Source organism: Roseovarius sp., from assembly GCF_027019125.1.
GTDB lineage: Bacteria > Pseudomonadota > Alphaproteobacteria > Rhodobacterales > Rhodobacteraceae > Roseovarius.
Map to the genome: position 1 here is coordinate 475,876 of NZ_JALUXE010000027.1, position 22,617 is coordinate 498,492.

Sequence of the window (22,617 nt, forward strand, 5' to 3'; positions counted from 1 at the left end):
TTGCCGGTTAGTGTTACGGTCAAGAGTGACTGATCTTTGACCGGGCTGCAATGCATCTGGACGTTCAAGACCTGCGAAATTTTTACTACCGCAGCACATTGGGGCGCGCGGTGCAGAAAACCTTGCGCGCGCAGGTGGCGGAGTTCTGGCCGGAGGCGCAGGGACAGACCGTGGTGGGCTATGGATTCGCGGTGCCGTTTCTGCGGCCCTATCTGGCCGATGCGCGCCGGGTGATCGGATTAATGCCGGCACCTCAAGGGGTTATTGGGTGGCCGCAGGGGATGCCGAACATCTCTGTGCTCTGTGAAGAGACGTTCTGGCCGCTGGAAACCGGCCATGTCGACAAGCTCTTGGTGGTGCACGGGCTGGAGACCTCGGAACAACCCGGCGCGGTGCTGGAGGAGTGCTGGCGGGTGTTGGGGCCGGGAGGATCGGTGCTGTTCATCGTGCCGAACCGGGCTGGCCTGTGGTCGCGGTCGGATCGCACGCCGTTTGGATTTGGGCGGCCCTACAGTCAAACTCAATTGGAAAACCAATTGAAATCAAACAACTTTTTGCCGGAGCGCCACGCCACGACTCTCTATCAGCCGCCTTCGGAGCGGCCCTTTTGGCGCAAGACGGCGGGTATGTGGGAGCGGATGGGGGCCAAGCTGTCGGTCGTGGTCTCGGGCGGGGTTCTCATGGTCGAGGCCACCAAACGGGTGCAAGCCCCGAGCGGGCCGGGACTGCGGGACAAGGTGCGCAAACCGCTGTCGGTGCTGCGTCCGCAGCCAGAGGCCAAGCCGGTCTGAAACCTTACAAAGCTTACAAACCGGGGGTCGATTTTGTAAGGTCCCTTACCCTGCAGCCAAAGGCAATCGGTCGAGCGCGATGTCGGCCAGGGTGCTTCGATCTAGGTCGTCGAGAAAAGCGCGCTCTGCGGCCCTCAGCCGCGCCTTGAGTCGGCATCGCCCGTCGAGGGAGCACTCTCCCGCCTCTGACCCGAAACAGGCGACGAGCGCCTGACCGGATTCGAGGTGACGCACGATGTCGCCAAGACGGATTTCGGTAGGAGAGCGCGCGAGGATCGCACCGCCGCCGCCGCCGCGCCGAGTTTCGATCAGACCGGCTTGGGACAGGCGCTGCATGATCTTGGCGAGATGGTGGCGCGAGAGGTCAAATTCGGCTGCCAACTCGGCGGTGGAAAAGGCGCGGTCGGGGGCGCTGGCCATGCGCATGAGCATCCGCAGCCCGAAATCGGTAAAGGAGGTGAGGCGCATGGTCGCTAGGCTCTCTGCTAAATCGGTATTTACAATACCTATTAGCGGGATTAGACCGGGATGGAAAGCGGGATCGGCGCCGCGTGCCCGTCCCGGACCACGGAAAGGACGGCCGCATGTCCGATACCCCGAAGCCGGGCAGATATGCCTCTTCGCCCTGCATGGCGGCAGAGGTGGACCCGACCTATTTCGATCCTGACGCAACCGATCCGGAGCAGGCGCGCGATGTCGCGCGGTGGCGTAAATCCGAGCGCGCGCGCTTGCGCGGCTTGCGCGATGCGTTGAGCGTGGCGGCGCGGCAGGAGGTTGGGCGAGCCATCTCGGATCACCTGCGCGCGGTGGTGAAAGAGAAATTCAACGGGGCGCGGGGCAAGGTGCTGTCCTGCTACTGGCCGATCAAGGGCGAGCCGGATTTGCGCGGGCTGATGGCAGAGTGGCATGCAGATGGGGTGCTGATCGCGTTGCCGATTGTCGAGGTCAAGGCCGCGCCGCTGGTGTTTCGTCGATGGACGCCCGAGACGCAGATGGTTCGGGGCGATTGGAATATCCCGGTGCCGCCGCCCGAGGCGGAGCAGGTGACGCCCGACATCACGCTTGCACCGATGATCGGTTGGACGACCGAGTGTTACAGGCTGGGCTATGGCGGTGGGTATTTCGACCGGACCTTGGCGGTGCTTGATCCGCGCCCGGTGAGTATCGGTATCGCGCTGAGCGATGCGCGGATCGAGACGATCTATCCGCAGCCGCATGACATTCCGCTCGACATGGTCGTGACGGACGCGGGCCTGAGGGCCGAAAGGACGGGCAGATGACGAGCACGGCAGAGCAGATGCGGGTTTGGCGCGGGCCCGCGATCCTGAGTTTCGGCTTTCGGCCTTTCTTTCTTGGGGCTGGTCTCTGGGCAGCGGGGATCATGGCGCTCTGGGTGCCGATGCTGGCGGGGGTGCTGCACCTGCCAACGGCATTCGATCCGGTCACATGGCACGCGCATGAGTTTCTCTTTGGTTATCTTGGCGCGGTGATCGCCGGCTTTCTGCTGACGGCGGTGCCGAACTGGACCGGGCGTCTGCCCATCGTGGGCTGGCCGCTGGCGGGACTGGCGGCGTTGTGGCTGATCGGGCGGGGGGCGGTCATGCTCTCGGCCGGGATGCCGCCCCTGGCGGTGGCGCTGATGGATCTGGCGATGCCGGTGGGTCTGGGCGCGGTGATCCTGCGCGAGATCGTGGCGGGCAGAAACTGGCGCAATCTGATCGTGTTGGCGATGCTGGCGGTCTTTGCGCTGGGCAATGCGCTGTTTCATTGGGAGGCAGCGCGGGGGGATTATGCGGCGCAGGGGCATGGCCTGCGGCTGGGGTTGGCGGCGGTGGTGATGATGATCGCGGTCATCGGCGGGCGGATCGTGCCGTCGTTCACGCGCAACTGGTTGGCGCGGCGGGGGGCGGGGCGGTTGCCGGTGCCGCCGATGCAGCGGTTCGACAAGGGGGCGCTTGTACTCCTGCTCGGGGCCTTGGCGGCGTGGGTCATCTGGCCTGAGGCCGCGGCCACGGGTGGGGCTCTTGTGATGGCGGGTGTCTGTCATGCCGCGCGTCTGGCGCGCTGGGCGGGCGAGCGCACCGGGGCGGAGCCGCTCGTCTGGGTGTTGCACCTGGGCTATGCGTTCGTGCCGGTTGGAGCGTTGGCCGTCGGGCTGGAGGCGCTGGGTTCGGGTATCCTTGGCGCGGCGGCGGCGCAGCATTTGTGGATGGCGGGCGCGGCGGGGCTGATGACGCTGGCCGTGATGACGCGGGCAACGCTGGGTCATACGGGCCGCAGGTTGACCGCAGGCCGGGCCACGGTGCTGATTTACCTTGCGCTGGTGGTCTCTGTGCTGGCGCGGTTGGCGGCTGGTCTGTGGCCTGCGGAGGCGGTCCTGTTGCACGCGTTGGCGGGGACTGCATGGATCGCGGCGTTTGGGGGGTTCGCGGTTTTATACGGGCCGCTGATGCTGCGGCGGAAACCGGCGAAGACGATACCGGGGGCCTGATGGGCTGGGCCGAGTTCATCGCGGCCTTTGCCGCGTTCTTTCTGAGCCATACGGTGCCGGTGCGCCCCAAGGTCAAGGCCTGGCTGGTGGCGCGGGCGGGGGCGGGAGGATTCACCCTTGGCTATTCGATCCTGTCGCTGGCGGTTCTGGCATGGGTGATCGGCGCGGCGGGGCGGGCGCCCTTTGTGCCGCTCTGGGGCTGGGCGGCGTGGCAGGGGCATGTCACGCTGGCCGTGATGCTGGGGGTCTGCGTGATCCTGGGCGTGAGCGTCGGGCGGCCCAATCCGTTTTCCTTTGGTGGCGCGCGGAATGAACGGTTCGCTCCGGAGCGTCCGGGGATCGTGCGGCTGACGCGGCATCCTTTGTTGCTGGCGCTGGCGCTCTGGGCCTTGGCGCATGTGCTGCCCAATGGCGATCTGGCGCATGTGATCCTGTTTGGCAGCTTCGCGGGCTTTGCCATCGGGGGGATGTGGATCGTCGACAGGCGCAAGCGGCGAGGCATGGGGGCAGAGTGGCTGCGGCTGGACCAGGCGCGGCGGCAGGCGGGGATGAGGCCGCGCAGTTGGGGTATGGCATGCGTGCGGGGGCTGCTTGGCGGTTTGCTCTATGTGGGGTTGGTTGCGGCGCATCCCGTTCTGTTTGGCGTCTCGCCGCTGGGCTAGGGCGGTTTCGGGACCTGGCAGTCTTTGGCCGATGCCGCAAAATCCGCGCGACGTGCCTGTAAAACGCTGATAGCGTTAACGTGCGCCGAGGCTTTGGGCAGGGATGTCGTGAGGGGAATCGCCAATTCGTAGTAAAAAGTGAAACTTTTTGAAGATTAAAAAGCGCGCATTAGGTCGCACCTGCGTTAAGTAACTGAAATATAACTGTATTCAATAGTATACAATAGTTTTCAAGCGGCTTGCCCGCTTGGGAAGGCTCTGCTACACCGCAGCCGAATTTGGGTGGTTCGCAAGTCTCACCCTATGCCAACGCCCCCGGATGTGACCCCGCGTCACGACTGACCAACCGGGGCCAGATTATCGGAAGGGTGGACGTGTCCGAACCAGCTTCGATCTCTACTGGCATTGCCGCGCGCTATGCCACTGCGATATTCGAGCTTGCGCGCGAGGCCAAAGGATTGGCCAAACTCGAAAGCAATCTCACTGATCTGGCACAGGCGCTGAGCGACAGCGAAGACCTGCGCGCGATGATCGCCTCTCCGGTTCTGAGCCGCGATGCGCAGGGGGCGGCCATGTCTGCGGTTGCGGCCAAGATGAACCTGATGCCGGAGTTGCAGAACGGTCTCGCGCTGATGGGCCAGAAGCGGCGTCTGTTTGTGCTGCCGCAGTTGATTGCACAGCTCAATGCCATGATCGCCGAAGACAAGGGCGAAGTGAGTGCCGATGTGACCAGCGCCAAGGCGCTGACCAAGGCACAATCCGACAAGCTGGCCAAGGCGCTCAAGGCGCGCGTCGGCAAGGACGTCAAGATCAATGCGACCGTTGATGAAAGCCTCATCGGCGGTCTAGTCGTCAAGATGGGCTCGAAGATGATCGACACGTCGATCCGCTCCAAGCTCGATTCCCTGCAGAATTCAATGAAAGAGGTCGGATAAATGGGTATCCAAGCAGCAGAGATTTCTGCGATCCTGAAGGACCAGATCAAGAACTTTGGCAAGGACGCCGAAGTTGCCGAGATCGGCCGGGTTCTCTCGGTGGGTGACGGGATCGCACGGGTTCACGGGCTGGACAATGTTCAGGCTGGCGAGCTTGTCGAGTTTCCGGGCTCGATCATGGGCATGGCGCTGAACCTTGAGAGCGACAACGTCGGTGTCGTGATCTTCGGGTCGGACCGTGACATCAAGGAAGGCGACACCGTCAAGCGCACCAAGTCCATCGTGGACGTGCCGATCGGCGACGAGCTGCTTGGCCGCGTTGTGGACGGTCTGGGCAACCCGCTGGATGGCAAGGGTCCGATCAAGACCAAGACCCGCGGTCTGGCCGACGTGAAGGCCCCCGGCATCATCCCGCGTAAATCGGTGCACGAGCCGATGGCGACCGGCCTCAAGTCGGTGGACGCCATGATCCCGATCGGCCGTGGCCAGCGGGAGCTGATCATTGGCGACCGTCAGACCGGCAAGACCGCCGTGGCGCTGGACGCGATCCTGAACCAGAAGATCTATAACGAAGCCGCTGGCGACGACGAGAGCAAGAAGCTCTATTGCGTTTACGTCGCTGTGGGTCAGAAGCGCTCGACCGTGGCGCAGCTGGTGAAGAAGCTGGAAGAAAGCGGCGCGATCAAGTATTCGATCGTTGTGGCCGCCACCGCGTCGGATCCCGCGCCGATGCAGTTCCTGGCCCCCTATTCCGCGACCGCGATGGCCGAGCATTTCCGCGACAATGGCCGGCACGCGCTGATCGTTTACGATGACCTTTCCAAGCAGGCCGTGGCCTATCGTCAGATGTCGCTGCTGCTGCGCCGTCCGCCCGGCCGTGAAGCCTATCCTGGTGACGTTTTCTACCTCCACTCCCGTCTGCTGGAGCGTTCGGCCAAGCTCAACGCTGATAACGGCGCAGGTTCGCTGACCGCGCTGCCGATCATCGAAACGCAGGGCGGCGACGTGTCGGCCTTTATTCCGACCAACGTGATCTCGATCACCGACGGCCAGATCTTCCTTGAGACGGAACTGTTCTATCAGGGCATCCGTCCCGCCGTGAACACCGGTCTGTCGGTGTCTCGTGTGGGGTCGTCGGCGCAGACCAATGCGATGAAGTCGGTCGCGGGTCCGGTCAAGCTGGAACTGGCGCAGTATCGCGAGATGGCGGCCTTTGCCCAGTTCGGTTCTGACCTTGACGCGGCAACCCAGCAGTTGCTGAACCGCGGTGCGCGTCTGACCGAGTTGATGAAGCAGCCGCAGTACTCGCCGCTGACCAATGCGGAAATCGTCTGCGTGATCTATGCGGGCACCAAGGGCTATCTGGACAAGATCCCGGTGAACCAGGTGGGTGGTTACGAGCAGGGTCTGCTCAAGCACCTGCGCGGCAAGCACGCTGATCTGTTGGCCTACATCACCAAGGAAGACCCCAAAATCAAGGGTGAGGCCGAGGACCGTATCAAGGCTGCGTTGGACGAATTCGCCGCTGACTTCGCATAAGGGGGAGATAAGGCAATGCCGAGTCTCAAGGACCTGAAGAACAGGATCGGGTCGGTCAAATCGACCCGCAAGATCACCAAGGCCATGCAGATGGTTGCTGCGGCGAAACTTCGCCGCGCGCAGGATGCTGCCGAGCAGGCCCGCCCCTACACCGAGCGGTTCAACGCGGTGATGAGCAAGCTTGCGGCCTCTGTCGGGGATGCGGCCAATGCGCCGCGTCTGCTGGCGGGCACGGGTGAGGACAAGGTGCATCTCTTGGTGGTGATGACCGCCGAGCGGGGCCTCTGCGGTGGCTTCAACGCCAATATCGCCAAGTTGGCCAAGACCCATGCCGCCGAGTTGTTGGCCAAGGGCAAGACGGTCAAGATCCTGACCGTCGGCAAGAAGGGCCGCGACGCGATCAAGCGCGACCTGGGTCAGTATTTCGTGGGTCACGTCGATCTGAGCGAAGTCAAGCGTCTGGGCTATGCCGATGCGCAGGGGATCGCCACCGAAGTGCTGAAGCGGTTCGACGGGGGTGAGTTCGACGTCGCGAAGATCTTTTTCTCGCGCTTCGAGAACGTGGTCAGCCAGGTGCCGACCATCCAGCAGGTGATCCCCTTTGACGTGAGCGAAGCGGGAGAGGTCGATACCGACAGCTTCTATGATTACGAGCCCGACGAGCAGGCGATCCTGGCCGATCTCTTGCCGCGTGGGGTGGCGACCGCGATCTTTGCCGCGCTGTTGGAAAACGGTGCGTCCGAGCAGGGGGCGCGCATGTCCGCAATGGACAACGCGACGCGCAACGCAGGCGAGATGATCGACAAGCTGACGATCGAATACAACCGCTCGCGTCAGGCCGTGATCACCAACGAGCTAATTGAAATCATTTCCGGCGCGGAAGCGCTGTAAGAGAACCGGAGACGAAACATGGCAAATGCAAAAGGCAAGGTGACGCAGGTCATTGGCGCCGTTGTGGACGTTCAATTTGACGGCGATCTGCCAGCCATTCTGAACGCGCTGGAAACCGACAACAACGGCAAGAAGCTGATCCTCGAAGTGGCGCAGCATCTGGGTGAGAACACCGTGCGCACCATCGCGATGGACGCCACCGAAGGTCTCGTGCGCGGTCAGGCCGTGACCGATACCGGCGCGCCGATTTCGGTGCCGGTGGGCAATGCGACGCTGGGCCGTATTCTGAACGTGGTGGGTGAGCCCGTGGACGAAGGCGCGCCGATCAAGGCGACCGAATACCGCGCCATCCACCAGCCCGCGCCCGAGTTCGCGGAACAGTCGACCGCGTCGGAAATCCTCGTGACGGGGATCAAGGTGGTGGACCTTCTGGCCCCCTATGCCAAGGGCGGCAAGATCGGCCTGTTCGGTGGTGCCGGTGTGGGCAAGACGGTTCTCATCATGGAACTGATCAACAACATCGCCAAGGTGCACTCGGGCTATTCGGTGTTCGCCGGTGTGGGCGAGCGGACCCGTGAGGGCAACGACCTCTATCACGAGATGATTGAATCGAACGTGATCAAGCCCGACAATCTGGAAGAAAGCCAGGTGGCCCTTGTTTACGGTCAGATGAACGAGCCTCCGGGGGCGCGTGCCCGTGTGGCGCTGACCGGCCTGACGCTGGCCGAGCAGTTCCGCGACCAGTCGGGGACCGACGTTCTGTTCTTCGTGGACAACATCTTCCGCTTCACGCAGGCAGGGTCCGAGGTGTCGGCGCTTCTGGGTCGTATTCCTTCGGCCGTGGGTTATCAGCCGACGCTGGCCACCGACATGGGTGCCATGCAGGAGCGCATCACCTCGACCAAGGCGGGTTCGATCACGTCCATTCAGGCTGTTTACGTGCCTGCGGACGACTTGACCGACCCGGCACCGGCCACGACCTTTGCCCACCTCGACGCCACGACCGTTCTCAGCCGTGCGATTTCCGAGCTTGGCATCTATCCGGCTGTGGACCCGCTCGACTCGACCTCGCGTCTGATGGACCCGTCCATCGTGGGCGAAGAGCATTACGCCGTGGCGCGTGACGTTCAGGGTATCCTGCAGCGCTACAAGTCGCTTCAGGACATCATCGCCATTCTCGGCATGGACGAACTGAGCGAAGAGGACAAGCTGACCGTGGCCCGCGCCCGGAAGATCCAGCGTTTCCTCAGCCAGCCCTTCGACGTGGCCAAGGTGTTCACCGGCTCGGACGGGGTGCAGGTGCCGCTGGAAGAGACCATCAAATCGTTCAAGGCCGTGGTTGCGGGCGAGTACGACCACCTGCCCGAAGCGGCCTTCTACATGGTGGGCGGCATCGACGAGGTGATCGCCAAAGCCGAACGTATGGCTGCCGACGCGGCTTGATCAACGCCTGTCCCGGTTTTGCGCGGGTAAGCCCCGCGCAAGCCGGACAGAATGAGGGAGGCCGAGATGGCTGAAACAGTGCAATTCGATCTGGTGAGCCCTGAGCGGCTCTTGGCCTCGGTTGCTGCCCATGAGGTGAGCATTCCGGGAGCCGAGGGCGATCTGACCGCCATGGCCGATCACGCCCCGCTCATCACCACCCTGCGTCCCGGTATCCTGCGGGTTTCGGGGCCGTCGGGCGAGAAGGAATATGTCGTGACCGGTGGATTTGCCGAGATCAGCGGCAAGAGCGTGTCGGTGCTGGCCGAGCAGGCCGTTGCGCGCGAGGACATGACGCGCGAGACCTACAAGGCGATGGTGGACGCCGCGACCGACAAACTGGCGCATGCGCAGGAGAAATTCGTCAATGAGCCCGGCCCGGTCGACGAATTGGCCAAGCTCTTGGCGGATATGGTGGCTGTTGGCGATCATATCGGTTTGTCGGCCAACTGAGGCCGCGCCGGATTCGATGATCAAAGGGGCCGTTCCGCGGCCCTTTTTCATTTTTCGCTCTAAATTTTGCCAGAAAAGCGGTGTAGTCTCGTCCGCGTGTCGGAAGGCGTCGTATGAAATTCTTGATCAATCAGGCCATCGGGATCGAACAGGGGGATGATGTCCTCTTTTCGGATTTTGCCGATGGGGGAGAGATGTGGACCGGCTCGGGCGCGCGTCAGCGACGCAAGAAGATCACCTTTGGCACGCCGTTCAAATCCGAGCCCGCGGTGCATGTGGCGCTGTCGCTCTGGGATATGGACAGTGCCACCAATGCCCGCGCCGATGTCACGGCAGAGAACATCACGACAAAGGGGTTCGACATCGTGTTTCGCACCTGGGCGGATACGCGGGTTGCCCGGGTGCGGGTGCGCTGGATGGCGCTTGGCGAGGTGTTCCACGAGGATGACTGGCAAGACGTCTACTGACGGAAGGGGGGCCGGGATGGACACGCGATTGCGCGCTGGTGAGGTGGTGACCGAGCAGCCCGAAAGGCAGGACGCCGCGCTACAGTTCATCGGCCGGTTACATACGCCATGGACCCGGCGGGAAGATTGCCCGCGTCAGGGGCGGCTCGATGGGCCGGAGTGCCGGATAGAGGTTTTCGCGCCTTGGGTCGCGGCGCTGGAGGGGATCGAAGCCTATCAGCATCTCGAAATCCTCTATTGGCTGGATCGGTCGCGGCGTGACCTGGTGCGGCAGAACCCCAAGGGCGATGGGGGGCGGTATTTCGGCACCTTTGCCCTGCGCTCCCCGCAGCGGCCCAATCCCATCGGAACCTCGCAGGTGCGGCTGATCGGGGTGGACGGGGCGGCCTTGGTCGTGCGGGGGCTGGATTGTCTCGATGGCACGCCTTTGGTGGACATCAAGCCGGACCGTTGCGAGTTTACGCCAAAGGCCCCGCCCAAGGCGGCAGATCAGGGGTAGGGCGATTTTCCGATCACGCCCAGGTGGGATGAAATTTGCCCGCGGGCGACAGGGTGAAAATCTCTGCGCCCGTGTCAGTGACGCCGATGGAATGTTCGAACTGTGCCGACAGGGATTTGTCACGGGTGACGGCGGTCCAGTCATCGGCGAGGACCTTGGTTTCGGGACGGCCCAGATTGACCATCGGTTCGATGGTGAAGAACATACCTTCCTCCAGTCGCGGCCCGCTGCCCGCCCGCCCGTAATGGAGCACATTGGGCGGGGCGTGGAACACGCGGCCCAGCCCGTGACCGCAGAAATCGCGCACCACCGACATGCGATGCGCCTCGACATAGGATTGGATCGCGTGGCCGATGTCGCCAAAGGTGGCACCGGGGCGCACGGCCTCGATTCCTTTCATCAGCGCATCATGGGTGACCTGAACGAGGCGCTCGGCCTTGCGGCTGAGTTTGCCTGCCACATACATGCGGCTGGTATCGCCGAACCAGCCATCCACGATCACCGTCACATCGACGTTCAGAATGTCACCGTCTTTCAGAACCTTGTCGCCGGGAATGCCGTGGCAGACCACGTGATTGACGCTGATACAGCTTGCGTGCTGATAGCCCTTGTAACCGATGGTGGCGGATTTCGCGCCAGAGGCGTTGACCCTGTCCTCGATCACCTTGTCGATGGCGGCGGTGGTCTGGCCGACAAAAACATGCTCTGCGATCTCGTCAAGGATCTGTGCGGCGAGCGCCCCGGCCCGGTGCATGCCGGCAAAATCCGCAGTCTCATGGATGCGGATACCTTCGCGCGTCAATCGTCCTCGGTGTGTCTCGTTCACGTCCGGCCTCGTATGGTGTACATTTTCCGTTTATCTAGGGCTATTTGCGCGAAAGGACCAGAGGGCGCTGACCCGCGAGGGGCAGACTGTGTCCGATTGTGACCTCTTGCGGCGTGATATTGGCCCGATATGACAGCACCGTGACCCCTGCGGCGTGCGCCCGGTGCAATGCCGACGCATAGGTGGGGTCTATGTCCTCTGCCACGGTCACGGCCTGCGCATCGGTGCGTTGCACCAGATAGAGAAGCACGGCGCGGTGCCCGGCGCGCGCCATTTCGGACAATTCCCCCAGGTGGCGCGCCCCGCGCGCCGTGACGCTGTCGGGAAATTCCGCGAGACCGGGGCTGCGCGAGAGCGTCACGGATTTCACCTCGACATAGGCATCGGGCAGGCCCGCGCCCGAGAGCAGGAAATCCACCCGGCTGCCCGCGCCGTAGGATTGCTCGGGGCGCACCACATCATAGGCCGCCAGTTCCGAGATCTGCCCCGCCTCGAGCGCCTCTTTGATCACGCGATTGGCAATGGCGGTATCCACACAGGTGAAATCGCCAGCCGCACCCTCGACCAGCCGCCAGCCAAATTTGAGTTTCTTGCGCGGATCGTCATTGGGTTCGACCCAGATGGACGCGCCCGGCTCTGCCAGGCCCATCATGCTGCCGGGATTGGCGCAATGCGCCGTCACCTCGCGCCCGTCCATAAGGCGGATATCGGCGAGAAAGCGTTTGTAGCGGCGCAGCAGCACAGCCTGCACAAGAGGGGTTTGAAAGCGCATGGCCTGCGCCTATACCGGGTTTGTCCCCGGATCAAGGAGTCTGCCATGCCCAACCCGACCGCCGCCATGCTTGTCATCGGAGATGAGATCCTCTCGGGGCGCACGCGCGATGCCAACATGCATTATCTGGCGGGCGAGGTGACGAAGGTGGGCATCGACCTGAGGGAGGTGCGCGTGGTCAGCGACGATCCCGCCGCCATCGTGGCCGCCGTGCGCGCGCTGAGTGCGGCCTATGACCATGTGTTCACCTCGGGGGGCATTGGCCCGACCCATGATGACATCACCGCCGAGAATGTGGCGGCGGCCTTTGATCGGCCCATTTCGGTGCGCGAGGATGCCCGCGCCATTCTGGCCGCGCATTACGACGCGCGTGGGCAGGAGTTGAACGATGCGCGCTTGCGCATGGCGCGTATTCCCGACGGGGCCACGCTGATTGACAATCCGATCAGTGCCGCGCCGGGCTTTACCATCGAGAATGTGCATGTCATGGCCGGGGTGCCGTCGATCTTTCAGGCGATGCTGGCCTCTGTGCTGCCCAAGCTCACGGGGGGCGCGCCGATCCTGTCACAGACGCTGGAAATCCGGCGCGGCGAGGGCGACATTGCCGGACCCTTGTCGGATCTGGCGGGACGGTACCCGGATTTGAGCATCGGATCCTATCCGTTCATCCGCGACGGGTGTTATGGCGCGCAGATCGTGATGCGCGGGCAGGATGGCGCGCGGCTTGATGCGGCAATGTCCGAATTGGCGGGGATGTTTCCAGCATGATGCCCGATGTACAGACCCTTTATGCGGTGACAGAGGCGACATGGCCGCCCGCGCGGACAGAGGTGCTTGGCCCGGTGACGATCCGTGAGGGGCGGGGCGGCGGCAAGCGCGTGTCGGCGGCCACGGCGGCGCGGCCGATCACGCCCGAGGAACTCGCCAGTGCCGAGGCCGCGATGCGCGCGCTGGATCAAACCCCGCTGTTTCAATTGCGGGAGGGGGATGGCGCGCTGGATGCGCTCTTGGCCGCAGAGGGGTATGACGTGGTCGATCCCGTCAATCTCTATGTGGTGCCCGTTGCGGCCCTGACGGTGGACAGGCCGCCGCGTGTCAGCACCTTTGCGGTTTGGGAACCCTTGGAAATCATGTGCGAAATCTGGGCCGAGGGCGGGATCGGCCCGGCGCGCATCGCGGTGATGGAGCGTGTGACCGGCCCCAAGACCGGGCTGTTCGGCAGGCACAAGGACCAGCCCGCCGCCACCGGCTTTGCCGCCATTCACGATGGAGTTGCCATGGTGCATGCGCTGGAGGTGCAGGCCCGCCATCGCCGCGCAGGCATGGGGCGCCTGATGATGCTTCAGGCCGCTCTTTGGGCGCAATCCGAAGGCGCGGAATTTCTGGCGGTGATTTGCACCAAGAGCAATCAGGGGGCCAACGGGCTCTATTCCGCGATGGGATTTTCGCATGTGGGCGACTACCATTACCGGCAAAAGGAGTGAGACATGACCAATTCGGACCAGCCCACAGCGCTTGATCTGCCGATGCTCGACCCGCTGCCCGAGGCCACGCAGAGGTATTTCGACATCTGCGCCGAGAAACTGGGCATGATCCCCAATGTTCTCCGGGCCTATGCGTTCGATATCGACAAGCTCAACGCCTTTACCACGCTCTACAACAACCTGATGCTGGCCGAGAGTGGCCTGAGCAAGCTGGAGCGCGAGATGATCGCGGTGGTGGTCAGTGCGATCAATCGCTGCTGGTATTGCCAGGTGGCGCATGGTGCGGCGGTGCGGCAACTCTCGGGTGATCCGGCGCTTGGCGAGGCCATGGTGATGAACTGGCGGGTGGCGCGGCTGGATGCACGGCAGAGCGCGATGCTGGGCTTTGCGGAAAAGGTCACGCGCGCCTCGTCCGAGATCACCGAAACGGATCGTGCCGGACTGCGCGACGTGGGGTTCACCGAGCGCGACATTTGGGACATTGCCAATGTTGCGGGCTTTTTCAACATGAGCAATCGCGTGGCCTCGGCCACGGGCATGCAGCCCAACCCCGAGTATCACGCGCAGGCGCGATAAGGCAGAATGCGGCGCGCTCTGACATTTTTGCTCTGGATGCTGCTGGCGGGCGGCCCGGCCTCTGCGGTCGATCTTAACCTGCCCGCAACGGCCGTCCAGACGCGCGAGAAGATCCGTGCGGCGGACACGGTGAGCCTGCCGACGGGGCCACATACCGGCCAGACGCTGCCCAGCCTGCGCCTTGAAGGGCGGATCGAGATCCGCGCCTGGCGGATGCCGGTGCAGCGGATCACCACGCTGCAAATGCTGGCCCCGCTGGCGGATCAACTTGAGAAATCGGGTTGGGATGTGGTGTTCGAGTGCGAGGCGGCCGCCTGTGGCGGGTTCGATTTCCGCTTTGGCCTGCCGACACTGCCTGCGCCGGATATGTTTCTGGACATCTTCGACTATCGCTACCTGCTGGTGCGGCGGGGGGTGGGGGCCGCGCGGGAACATGCCGCCGTGATCGTGAGCCAGAGCGGGCAGACCGGCTATGTCCAGGTTTTGCATGTGACGCCTCTGCCCGAGGGGCAGAGCGTGGCGCCCGCGCCCGATGCTGCCGCGCCGCAGTTTGACCTTGCGGACCAGTTGCTGGAAGCAGGGCATGTGGTGCTTGAGGGGCTCGACTTCGGCTCGGGAGACAACGCGCTTGGGCCGGGTCCCTATGCCAGTCTTGTGGAACTGGCGGCGTTTCTGGCGGCATCGCCACAGACGCGCGTGGCGCTGGTCGGACATACGGACAGCACGGGGGGTCTGGAGGCGAATACGCCCCTGTCGCGCGCCCGCGCCGAAGCGGTGATGGCGCGTCTGGTCGAGACGCATGGCGTAGACCCGGCGCAGATCGAGGCGCATGGCATCGGCTATCTGGCCCCGATTGCCCCCAATTCCAGCCCAGAGGGGCGCGAGCGCAATCGCCGGGTCGAGGTTGTCCTATTGGATGCCGGCCCGCAATAGCGGTTGCTTGACCCGCCTCAGCGCCACCATGCGGCGTGCGAGGCCAGCGCGCCTTGCAGCTTGGCCAAGAAGCGGTTGGCGGGGCCAGGCCGGGGCAGGGGACCATGCGCCAGCCGCTCGACCACCAGCTCGACCGGGCAGGGCCGCCCGGTCACGGGATCGCGGTAGCGCGGATAATCAATCAGCGTGGCATGGACGAGACCGCGCAGCGTGGGTCGCGCATTGCGCCGCGCCGGGATGTCGCCCAGATCACGGGTAAGGCCCCAACCGGCGTAGAACGGCGTGCCGGTCGTGGTGACACGCACCCCGCGTAATAGCGCCTCGAACCCCAGAAGCGAGGTCATGGTCCAGACCTCGTCGACCATGCCCAGGAGCCGGGCCGGATCGGTGCGGTCAAGGATCACATCTGCGAGGTCGCGGGCGGCCGCGGGAGGCACGGCGCCGGGGCGCAGACCGGCCTCGACATCGGGATGTGGTTTGTAAAGGATCACGGCATCCGGGTTGGCCGTGCGGGCCGCTTGCAGGAGTGCGAGATTGGTGCAGATGGTTCCGGCCCCCAGGCGAATTGAGGCGTCATCCTCGACCTGACCGGGTACGAGGATTCGCCGTCCTTCGGGCAGGTCGGGCACCGGCTGACCGAGGTTATACTTGCTGAGGCCATGCCGGATCAGCGATGCGATCAGCGCCTCGGCACGCTGGTCCTGATCGGGGCGCAGGCGGGCGCGGGCGGCGATCAGGCGCTCTAGCCCGCTGTCATGCGTGGGGTCATAATAGATGCCGAGATCGTCACAGACCAGCGACAGGGGCGGGATGAGATCGGCCCCCAGGCCGCGCGAGCGCAAGAAGCCGTCCTCGACACGCACTGCCCCAACCGGCGCTGTGTCGGCCTGCGAGGCCCAGACCATCACGCGCCGGTCTGTCCGGGGCGCGCCCCCAAAGACCATGCGCCGATGCTGGCCGAAGAAGCGTTGCAGCGGGGCGCGTTTCCACAGGCGCATGCCATGGGCCTGCCAGCCGATGTGATCCTCGCGCCAGGCCCGCGTTTCGGCCTCCAGCGTCGAAATCGCCTGATCCAGGTCGCAGAGCCGGTCGCGGCAGGGGTCATACCATGTCGGATAAAGCAGCATGGCCCCGGCAAAGAGCTGTGCGCGCGTCAGCTTGCGGCCTCGGCGGCTGAGGGGCAGCGGGTGGCGGTCGTCGCTCAGGCCCCAGCCCGCATAGAAGGGCTGGCCAAAGACCTGCGGACGGTGTCCGGCCAGAATGGCCTCGAACCCCATCTGCGAGGTCACGCAATAGACCGCGATGGCCCCTTCCAGCAGCGCCCAAGGGCTGACCGGATCGGAGAGGAGGCGGATGCGCGCGCTTTCGTCCCTGGGGCTGAAATAGCCGGGGCGGTGGCCCGATGTGGTTTCGGGGTGGGTCTTGATCACGATGGGCGCGCCGGGGTGATCCTCTTGCGCCCAATAGAGCATCTCGCGGAAGGTGTTGGCATCTGCCCCGCCATGCGTGACCGAGGCATCGCCGCGCGTCTGGTCGATCACCAGAACATAGCCCGGATCAGGGCAGGGGGTGGCGGGATCAAAGGCGCTGTATTTGCTCAGATGCGCCTCTTGCAACCGTGCGATGCCGCTGCGCGCCCGGTCCAGAAGGGCGGTATCGTCGAGCGGATGCGTGGCCAGCAGATATTCGAGATCGGAGGCGTGGCGGCTATCGAAATAGATGCCGCGCCGGTCGATCACGAGGCCAAGAGGCGGCTCGCCGCTGCGCCCCGGATGGAGCGAGCGCAGAAACGCATCCTCGACGCGCAAGAGCCCGGCCCCGATGCGGGCTGCCACGGCCTCGCCGCGCGCGGCATAGGGGCTGTGGCCCCAGACGGCGATCCGGTCGCGCGTGCCGGGGCGCCCGAGGGTCAGGTCATGGCCCGCCAGTTTCAGGATACGGCGCACGCGGGTTTGCCAGAGAAACCCGCCGTTGAAATAGAAAACCCGCCGGGAGGCCTCGGCCTCGCCAGCGGGTTGCCCGTCAGAGGGCTGGCTCAAAAGTCGCCCGAGAGCGTGGAGGAGGCCGTCGAGACCGACCCGACCGCGCCGAGCGTGCCTGTAAAGGCGCTGATGACCTTGGACCATTGCGTGAACGGTGCTTCGGTCACATAGATCGTGTCGTCGTCGCGGATCGAGAAATCCCGCGCCATGAACATGCCGTTGGGTTTCGTCAGGTCGAGCACATAGACCAGACGTTGCGCGCCCTGAAGATCGTTGCGGCCCAGCACCTGATTGGCGATTTCCGCCGGTTCGTTGCGCAGCACGAAGACGCCGGTCGGATCGGCGGCAGCGGTCGAGAGACCGCCCACCTGTGCGATGGCCTCGAGCGCGCTGAGGGTCTGCGTTTCGAAGGTCACGCGCGACTGGGCACCGGTGGCCCCGAGGGCGGTGTAGGCGCGGGTATCGGCCTCGACCAGAATGCGGTCGCCACCGCGCAGGGCGATGTCGAACTGCGGATATTTGAACAGGTCCTGAAACCAGACCTTGGAGCGCTGGTCGCCGCGCAGGACGGTGATCTGTGCCACTTCTGGCGGGATCGCGATGCCACCGGCAGAGGCAATCATCGCCGAGAGGGTGCGGGTGGGGGCCTCGATCGGATAGACGCCCTGACCGCTGACCGCGCCGCTGATCGACACGGTCGAGCCGTTGCCCGCAAGGCGGCGCACTTCGACCTGGGGATCGGGGGTCTGCTGTTCGAGTTTTTCGGTGATGATGCGGCGGACGCCCTCGGGGGTGTTGCCCGCGGCCTTGATCCGGCCTGCATAGGGCACGAAGATGAAGCCGGAGCCGTCCACCTGCACCTCGCCCAGGGTGGTCTGGTTGGTCGCCTCGCCGGCCAAGAGCCCGTCATCGACGTTTTCCCAGATGGTCAGGCCCAAGGTATCGCCGGGGCTGATAAGGTCAGAGCCAAGCAGGCCTGCGTTCTGAAACTGGTCGGTAAAGCCAAGCGCCGGTTGCACGGCGGTCGCGCGGGTCACGCGATCATTCACCGTCACGACAAAGGCATCGCCCTGACGTTGGACCGATCCGGCGTAGAGTTGACGTTTGTTGGGGCCCACGCGCGGCAGGCCGCATCCGGCCACGAGGGACGCGATAAGCAATAGCGCGACAGGGCGCGCCCATCGGGTGTGTCGGGATGTCACTGCTCGGTCTCCTCGACCTGTTCTTGTTCTGCCTCGGGTCTTTTTTCGCAAGGCTACCGGACAAAATTGATAAAATCCAGCATTTCCATCGCCTGAGCCTATGTGATGAGGCGCAACTGTTGCCGAGGGGCCGCGCTGCCGGAGCGCAGCGCGTCATAGGGGTCTTCGGGGGCGAGCATCATATCGACCGCTTGTCGCAGCAATTGACGCCGCCCGGACGAGGAATAAAAGCCGCCCGCGATCTGGCTGGTTTCCAGCAGAAATCGCCGATAATCGGTGTAGGCGCGGCGGTCGGGGCGCTCTGCCCCGGCAAAGAAATCGGGCAAGGGTTTGGTCGAGACGAATTGCGGTTTGGCATAGACCGCCTGACCGAAGGTGCGCAGCGGAATGCCACGCCAGAGCACCTGCTGTGCCGCCGTGGAATTGACCGTGACGGCAGAACGCGCCTCGTCCAGCAATTTTGCAAGCTTGCCGCCGCGCAGGTAATGCACCCGCCCGCGCAGGCCATGGGCGCGCACAAGGCGGCGCAATTCGCTGCGGATCGGGGCGCGGCCATCCTCCAGCGGATGCGCCTTGATCACCAGATGATGATGGGGTGGCGCACCGCGTGCAAAGCCGTCGATCACGGTTTCCAGAAACTCGGTCATCGTGGAAAAGGGCGAATGGGCCTGGAACGAGGCGTCGTGTTCCAATTGCAAGAGCGCAATGTGATAGGGGAAGCCGCCGGTGCGCACCCGCCATGTGGTCAGACGCCGCTCGATGGCTTGGACCGGCATCAGCACGAGGCGTTTGAGGTAAAGCGTGAATTCCTGCCCGACGGTCAGCGCGCGATGGGGGCGGAAATGGCGGTAGCGGCGGTTCAGGAAGAGGACAAAGCCATGATAGAGCGCGCCGTAAAACACATGCTGGCGCATGTCACCCCAACTGGCCGGGGGCAGGGCGGTGTCCATGTCCGAGTTTTCCAGCGCCTGCCGCATCTCGGGTACGCTCATCTCCATCAGGCGGGAGTTGCCGTTGGTGCCGCCGCGCTCATACGTCACCCAATAGGGGCGCATGTAGCCTTCCTCGAACACATGGATCGTGAGGCCGCGCGCCCGCGCCAGTTCAACCGCTTGCGCATGGATGGGCCGGGTATCGCCATAGAGCACCAGATCGGTGATGCGCTTGTCATCGAGGACCTGGGTGAGAGTTGCCGGCCAATCCTCGGCCTGACCGAGGAAGGGCAGATAGCTGCTCCGCTCGCGCCAGAAGGCCTGATCCCCGGCATTGAATCCCACGCGCCAGACATCCGCCCCCGCCCGGCGCAGCATCTGCCCGAGTTGATAGAAGAACGGCCCATGCGGCCCCTGAAGAAACAGGAACGCACGGTTCTTGCCGGTCAGACCAGTCATGGCAGAGTCTCTTGCCTTTGCGCTTGATAACGCTTTCTACTGCAATAATCGGGCGAAAATAAGCCCTGTCGGCTGCGGTCTCTTGTCTGGCGGCGGTGGGGGCGGTAGGGGTCGCAGGACACCAAGAGGAGAGCGATACATGTTCACGGGCATCATCACCGATGTGGGGCGCATTCAGGCGGTCGAGCATCGTGGCGATCTGCGCGCGCGGATCGGAACCGGCTATGATACCGCCCGGATCGAGATTGGTGCCTCTATCGCCTGTGATGGCGTGTGCCTGACGGTTGTGGCGCTCGGGTCCGGCTGGTTCGACGTGGATATTTCGGCCGAAACCCTGTCCAAGACCAATCTGTCGGGATGGGCCGAGGGGCGGCGCGTCAATCTGGAACGTGCGCTTCGGGTGGGCGACGAATTGGGCGGGCATATCGTGTCGGGCCATGTCGACGGGCTGGCCGAGGTCGTGGGGTTGCGCGACGAGGGCGACAGCACCCGCGTCACGCTGCGCGCGCCCGCGTCCCTCGCACGGTTCATCGCCCCCAAGGGATCGGTGGCGCTCAACGGCACCTCGCTTACCGTCAACGAGGTCGAGGGCTGCGATTTCGGGATCAACTTCATCCCGCATACCAAATCGGTGACCACTTGGGGCGATGTGGCCCTCGGTGATATGGTCAATCTCGAGATCGACACGCTCGCGCGCTATGTGGCGCGGCTGGCCGAGGCGGATTAGCCCTCAGCCGGCACGGCGGCGCGGTAGAGATGCCATGTCGCGTGCCCAAGCACCGGCAGCACGATCACCAATCCGAGGAACGCGGGCAGCATCCCGAGGGTCATGCCAAGCGCCACGATCAGGCCCCAGGTGGCGACAATGCGCGGATTGCGCCGCGCCACGGCAACCGAGGTCATCACCGCCACAGGCAGGCCCACGCGCCGGTCGATCAGCATCGGGAACGAGATCAGGCTGAGCACGAGAACGGCGGCGGCAAAGACAAAGCCCGTGGCCATGCCCAAGATGATCATCTGCCAGCCCGCCCCGGTGGTCAGCACATCCTGCGCAAACCCCATCAGGCTGGTGGGCGGAAGCGGCCCAAGCGTGAGGTCGTAGATATACTTTGCGGCGAACATCCAGACCACGAAAAGCCCCATGAGATAGACCCCCAGTACCAGCACCGGCCCCAGAACATGCGCGCGCAGGGCGTGCAGGGCAGTGCCCCAGCCCGTTGCCTGCCCGGTTTCGCGCTGACGGCTCATTTCATAGAGCCCGGTTCCGATCACCGGACCCAGCAGGGTGAAGCCCGCCGCCAGCGGAAAGAGCAGGTGGAGATTGGCGGAGTGAAACGCCGTGAGGGCCAGCGTGATGCCGATCAGCGGATAGATGGCGATGAGAAAGAACACGTCGCTGCGCAGGGCCACGAAATCCGCCAGCCCCTTGTGCAGGGCGGCGCGCAGGTCGTCATGGCTGAGGGTGCGCACCTCGGGTGGGGTGGTGATTTCGCTGCCGAGCGCCTCGGCGGCGTCGGACGCGCTGCGCCCCGCGCTTGCGGTGGTGCCCGCCAGCCATGTCAATGGATTGCCGATGGTCTTGGTCATTCTGGCCTCCCTTTTCGGGGCGCGGAAGCCGAAGGTCCGGCATTGCGCCGTCACGTTGTGGTGGGAACAGGATACCACGGATTGCCCCTGCCGTCACATCACGATGGAGCGACGGGGATTCAGCCCTCTCGTCTGCGCGAGGGGACGCGGTTTTCGACCCAGCGGAACATCAGCGCGATAAGGCCCGCGATGATCATGTAGACCAGTGCCAGCAGCAACAGCGGTTCATAGACGATGAAGGTGTCGGCGCGCACGCGGCTCGAGACCGCGTAAATCTCGATCACGGTGATGGTTGCGACCAGCGGCGTTGCCTTGAGTTGCAGGATGGTTTCGCCCCCGAGGGTGGGCAGGACATTGCGAATGGCCTGCGGTAGCCATATCCGGCGAAAGATCGTGAAACGCGGCATGCCAAAGGCGCGCGCGGCCTCTAGCTGGCCTTTTTGCACGCTGGCAAAGCCGCCGCGCATCACCTCGCCCTCGTAGCCCGCATAGGACAGGGTAAGTGCCAGAACGGCATAGGGCCAGGCCTGACGCAGATAGGGCCACAGATCGGACCCGCGTATCCACGGGTATTGCGGAAAAAGAGAACCAAGCCCGTAATAGAGCAGCCAGATTTGCAGCAGGAGCGGCGTGCCGCGAATGATGGTGCAGAAGATGCGCGCGGGGGTGGCCAGATACCAGGGCCCTGCCGCCTGTGCCAGTCCAAGCGGCACGGCGAGCATGAACCCAAGCACCACCGTCACCACCAGAATCCAGATTGTGCGCCACAGCCCCTCAATCGCCAGAGGCAGGTATTGCGGCAACCAGTCCCATCGCAGCGAGAGGGCGCACCAGATCACGAAACCGGCAAAAAGCGCCATCAGGAACAGGCGGCGCGGGATCAGGAGGGCGCGCAGATCGCTCATCGCCCACCCTCGCGCAACGAGGGTTGACCGCGCCGCGCCCATTTCTCGATCCGCGCGAAGATCGTGCCGGAGAACAGCGTGACGAGGAGGTAGAGCGCGCCCGCGGCGAGGAAAAAGGTGAAATAGGCCCGCGTGCTGCCTGCCGCCTGTCGTGTTTCCAGCGTCAATTCGCTGAACCCCACGATAGCCAGGAGGGCTGTGTCCTTGGTGGCAATCAGCCAGAGGTTTGCCAGTCCCGGCGTGGCAAAGCCCATCATTGCAGGGATCGTCACGCGGCGCAGCGTCATCAGCGGTGGCATGCCAAAGGCGCGCGCGGCCTCTAGTTGCCCCGGCGGGATTGCCTGAATCGCCCCGCGCAAGACCTCGGTTGCATAGGCCCCTTGCACCACGCCCAAGACCCAGATGCCCGCAACGACGCCGCTGATCTCGACCCGGTCATAGCCCATGGCGGTTGCGGCCTGATTGATCAGGTCAGAGCCGACGTAATAGAGGATCAGGATCAGCACCAGTTCCGGCACGGCGCGGATGACGGTGGTGTAGATTGCCAGAAGATCGCGCAGGAGCGGCCCGCCATAAAGCTTGCCATAAGCTCCGCCCAATCCGATCAGGAGGCCAAAGCCAAAGGCCCCGAGCGCGATCTGGAGCGAATTCACCAGTCCGCGCAAGAGGTTGCCGCCCCAGCCCGGAGGCTCTAGCGACAAGAGGCTGGCGGCTTCCGCCAGCCCCAATGTGTCCAGCAGCCCCTCCAA

At 64.2% G+C, this 22,617-nt stretch carries 25 protein-coding genes; 16 read left to right on the top strand and 9 right to left on the bottom strand.

Annotated elements, in window-relative coordinates; genetic code table 11:
- The first annotated feature begins 50 nt into the window (after positions 1–50).
- Positions 51–791, top strand: a complete 741-nt coding sequence (locus MVC20_RS10550; protein WP_297541090.1) for a class I SAM-dependent methyltransferase — start codon at positions 51–53, stop codon at positions 789–791.
- 45 nt (positions 792–836) lie between these two features.
- On the opposite strand, the gene MVC20_RS10555 is transcribed toward MVC20_RS10550, so the two are convergent.
- Entirely contained in the window at positions 837–1,259 is a 423-nt protein-coding gene (locus tag MVC20_RS10555) for an Rrf2 family transcriptional regulator (protein ID WP_297541092.1), read from the bottom strand.
- A gap of 116 nt (positions 1,260–1,375) precedes the next feature.
- Between MVC20_RS10555 and MVC20_RS10560 the strand changes: the two genes are divergently transcribed.
- The 10 genes from MVC20_RS10560 (at position 1,376) to tsaA (ending at position 10,210) form a co-directional block, all read left to right on the top strand.
- Positions 1,376–2,071, top strand: coding sequence for a 5-formyltetrahydrofolate cyclo-ligase (locus tag MVC20_RS10560; protein WP_297541094.1), 696 nt, complete (start codon positions 1,376–1,378; stop codon positions 2,069–2,071).
- Positions 2,068–3,282: an NnrS family protein gene (locus MVC20_RS10565; protein ID WP_297541096.1), complete on the top strand. Its 1,215-nt coding sequence runs from the start codon at positions 2,068–2,070 to the stop codon at positions 3,280–3,282. Before MVC20_RS10560 ends, MVC20_RS10565 begins: the two co-directional genes overlap by 4 nt.
- On the top strand, positions 3,282–3,944 hold the full coding sequence (locus MVC20_RS10570) for an NnrU family protein (RefSeq protein WP_297541098.1): 663 nt from the start codon (positions 3,282–3,284) through the stop codon (positions 3,942–3,944). Before MVC20_RS10565 ends, MVC20_RS10570 begins: the two co-directional genes overlap by 1 nt.
- 368 nt (positions 3,945–4,312) lie before the next feature.
- The gene (locus MVC20_RS10575) at positions 4,313–4,879 is read left to right on the top strand and encodes a F0F1 ATP synthase subunit delta (RefSeq protein WP_297541099.1); all 567 of its coding nucleotides are present in this window, start codon (positions 4,313–4,315) and stop codon (positions 4,877–4,879) included.
- On the top strand, positions 4,880–6,418 hold the full coding sequence (gene atpA, locus MVC20_RS10580) for a F0F1 ATP synthase subunit alpha (protein WP_297541101.1): 1,539 nt from the start codon (positions 4,880–4,882) through the stop codon (positions 6,416–6,418).
- Positions 6,419–6,433: 15 nt separating this feature from the next.
- Positions 6,434–7,309 (top strand): F0F1 ATP synthase subunit gamma, encoded by an 876-nt coding sequence (locus MVC20_RS10585; RefSeq protein WP_297541103.1) that lies wholly within the window; start codon positions 6,434–6,436, stop codon positions 7,307–7,309.
- Positions 7,310–7,327: 18 nt separating this feature from the next.
- Positions 7,328–8,752 (top strand): F0F1 ATP synthase subunit beta, encoded by a 1,425-nt coding sequence (atpD, locus tag MVC20_RS10590; RefSeq protein WP_297541105.1) that lies wholly within the window; start codon positions 7,328–7,330, stop codon positions 8,750–8,752.
- Between the two features lie 66 nt (positions 8,753–8,818).
- Complete coding sequence (locus tag MVC20_RS10595) at positions 8,819–9,244, top strand: F0F1 ATP synthase subunit epsilon (protein WP_297541107.1); 426 nt, start codon at positions 8,819–8,821, stop codon at positions 9,242–9,244.
- Positions 9,245–9,357: 113 nt separating this feature from the next.
- Complete coding sequence (locus MVC20_RS10600; RefSeq protein WP_297541109.1) at positions 9,358–9,711, top strand: H-type lectin domain-containing protein; 354 nt, start codon at positions 9,358–9,360, stop codon at positions 9,709–9,711.
- Positions 9,712–9,727: 16 nt separating this feature from the next.
- Positions 9,728–10,210, top strand: coding sequence for a tRNA (N6-threonylcarbamoyladenosine(37)-N6)-methyltransferase TrmO (gene tsaA, locus MVC20_RS10605; RefSeq protein WP_297541111.1), 483 nt, complete (start codon positions 9,728–9,730; stop codon positions 10,208–10,210).
- Between the two features lie 13 nt (positions 10,211–10,223).
- On the opposite strand, the gene map is transcribed toward tsaA, so the two are convergent.
- Together map and sfsA are read right to left on the bottom strand one after the other, a co-directional pair.
- Entirely contained in the window at positions 10,224–11,036 is an 813-nt protein-coding gene (map, locus tag MVC20_RS10610; RefSeq protein WP_297541113.1) for a type I methionyl aminopeptidase, read from the bottom strand.
- Between the two features lie 40 nt (positions 11,037–11,076).
- Positions 11,077–11,808, bottom strand: coding sequence for a DNA/RNA nuclease SfsA (gene sfsA / locus MVC20_RS10615; protein WP_297541115.1), 732 nt, complete (start codon positions 11,806–11,808; stop codon positions 11,077–11,079).
- A gap of 45 nt (positions 11,809–11,853) precedes the next feature.
- On the opposite strand from sfsA, the gene MVC20_RS10620 reads away from it, so the two are divergent.
- Genes MVC20_RS10620 through MVC20_RS10635 form a run of 4 tightly spaced genes read left to right on the top strand, consistent with a single transcriptional unit; the run spans position 11,854 to position 14,801 of the window.
- Positions 11,854–12,576, top strand: coding sequence for a molybdopterin-binding protein (locus MVC20_RS10620; protein ID WP_297541117.1), 723 nt, complete (start codon positions 11,854–11,856; stop codon positions 12,574–12,576).
- Complete coding sequence (locus MVC20_RS10625) at positions 12,573–13,292, top strand: GNAT family N-acetyltransferase (RefSeq protein WP_297541119.1); 720 nt, start codon at positions 12,573–12,575, stop codon at positions 13,290–13,292. The genes MVC20_RS10620 and MVC20_RS10625 overlap by 4 nt, the downstream gene beginning before the upstream one ends.
- A gap of 3 nt (positions 13,293–13,295) precedes the next feature.
- Positions 13,296–13,868, top strand: coding sequence for a peroxidase-related enzyme (locus MVC20_RS10630; RefSeq protein ID WP_297541121.1), 573 nt, complete (start codon positions 13,296–13,298; stop codon positions 13,866–13,868).
- 6 nt (positions 13,869–13,874) lie between these two features.
- Complete coding sequence (locus tag MVC20_RS10635) at positions 13,875–14,801, top strand: OmpA family protein (protein WP_297541123.1); 927 nt, start codon at positions 13,875–13,877, stop codon at positions 14,799–14,801.
- Between the two features lie 17 nt (positions 14,802–14,818).
- Here MVC20_RS10635 and MVC20_RS10640 read toward each other — a convergent pair whose 3' ends face one another.
- The 3 genes from MVC20_RS10640 to MVC20_RS10650 form a co-directional block, all read right to left on the bottom strand.
- Positions 14,819–16,840 (bottom strand): capsular polysaccharide biosynthesis protein, encoded by a 2,022-nt coding sequence (locus MVC20_RS10640; protein ID WP_297541124.1) that lies wholly within the window; start codon positions 16,838–16,840, stop codon positions 14,819–14,821.
- Positions 16,837–17,985, bottom strand: coding sequence for a polysaccharide biosynthesis/export family protein (locus MVC20_RS10645; RefSeq protein ID WP_297541126.1), 1,149 nt, complete (start codon positions 17,983–17,985; stop codon positions 16,837–16,839). Before MVC20_RS10645 ends, MVC20_RS10640 begins: the two co-directional genes overlap by 4 nt.
- Positions 17,986–18,083: 98 nt before the next feature.
- The gene (locus MVC20_RS10650; RefSeq protein WP_297541128.1) at positions 18,084–19,376 is read right to left on the bottom strand and encodes a capsular biosynthesis protein; all 1,293 of its coding nucleotides are present in this window, start codon (positions 19,374–19,376) and stop codon (positions 18,084–18,086) included.
- 139 nt (positions 19,377–19,515) lie between these two features.
- Here MVC20_RS10650 and MVC20_RS10655 point away from each other — a divergent pair, with 139 nt between their 5' ends.
- Positions 19,516–20,103 carry a riboflavin synthase gene (locus MVC20_RS10655; protein WP_297541130.1) on the top strand — a complete coding sequence of 196 codons (588 nt, stop codon included), beginning with the start codon at positions 19,516–19,518 and terminating at the stop codon, positions 20,101–20,103.
- On the opposite strand, the gene MVC20_RS10660 is transcribed toward MVC20_RS10655, so the two are convergent.
- The 3 genes from MVC20_RS10660 to MVC20_RS10670 form a co-directional block, all read right to left on the bottom strand.
- Complete coding sequence (locus MVC20_RS10660; RefSeq protein ID WP_297541132.1) at positions 20,100–20,963, bottom strand: DUF2189 domain-containing protein; 864 nt, start codon at positions 20,961–20,963, stop codon at positions 20,100–20,102. The two genes, MVC20_RS10655 and MVC20_RS10660, sit on opposite strands and share 4 nt — an antisense overlap.
- 119 nt (positions 20,964–21,082) lie before the next feature.
- Entirely contained in the window at positions 21,083–21,868 is a 786-nt protein-coding gene (locus MVC20_RS10665; RefSeq protein WP_297541134.1) for an ABC transporter permease, read from the bottom strand.
- Positions 21,865–22,617 carry an ABC transporter permease subunit gene (locus tag MVC20_RS10670; protein WP_297541136.1) on the bottom strand — a complete coding sequence of 251 codons (753 nt, stop codon included), beginning with the start codon at positions 22,615–22,617 and terminating at the stop codon, positions 21,865–21,867. Before MVC20_RS10670 ends, MVC20_RS10665 begins: the two co-directional genes overlap by 4 nt.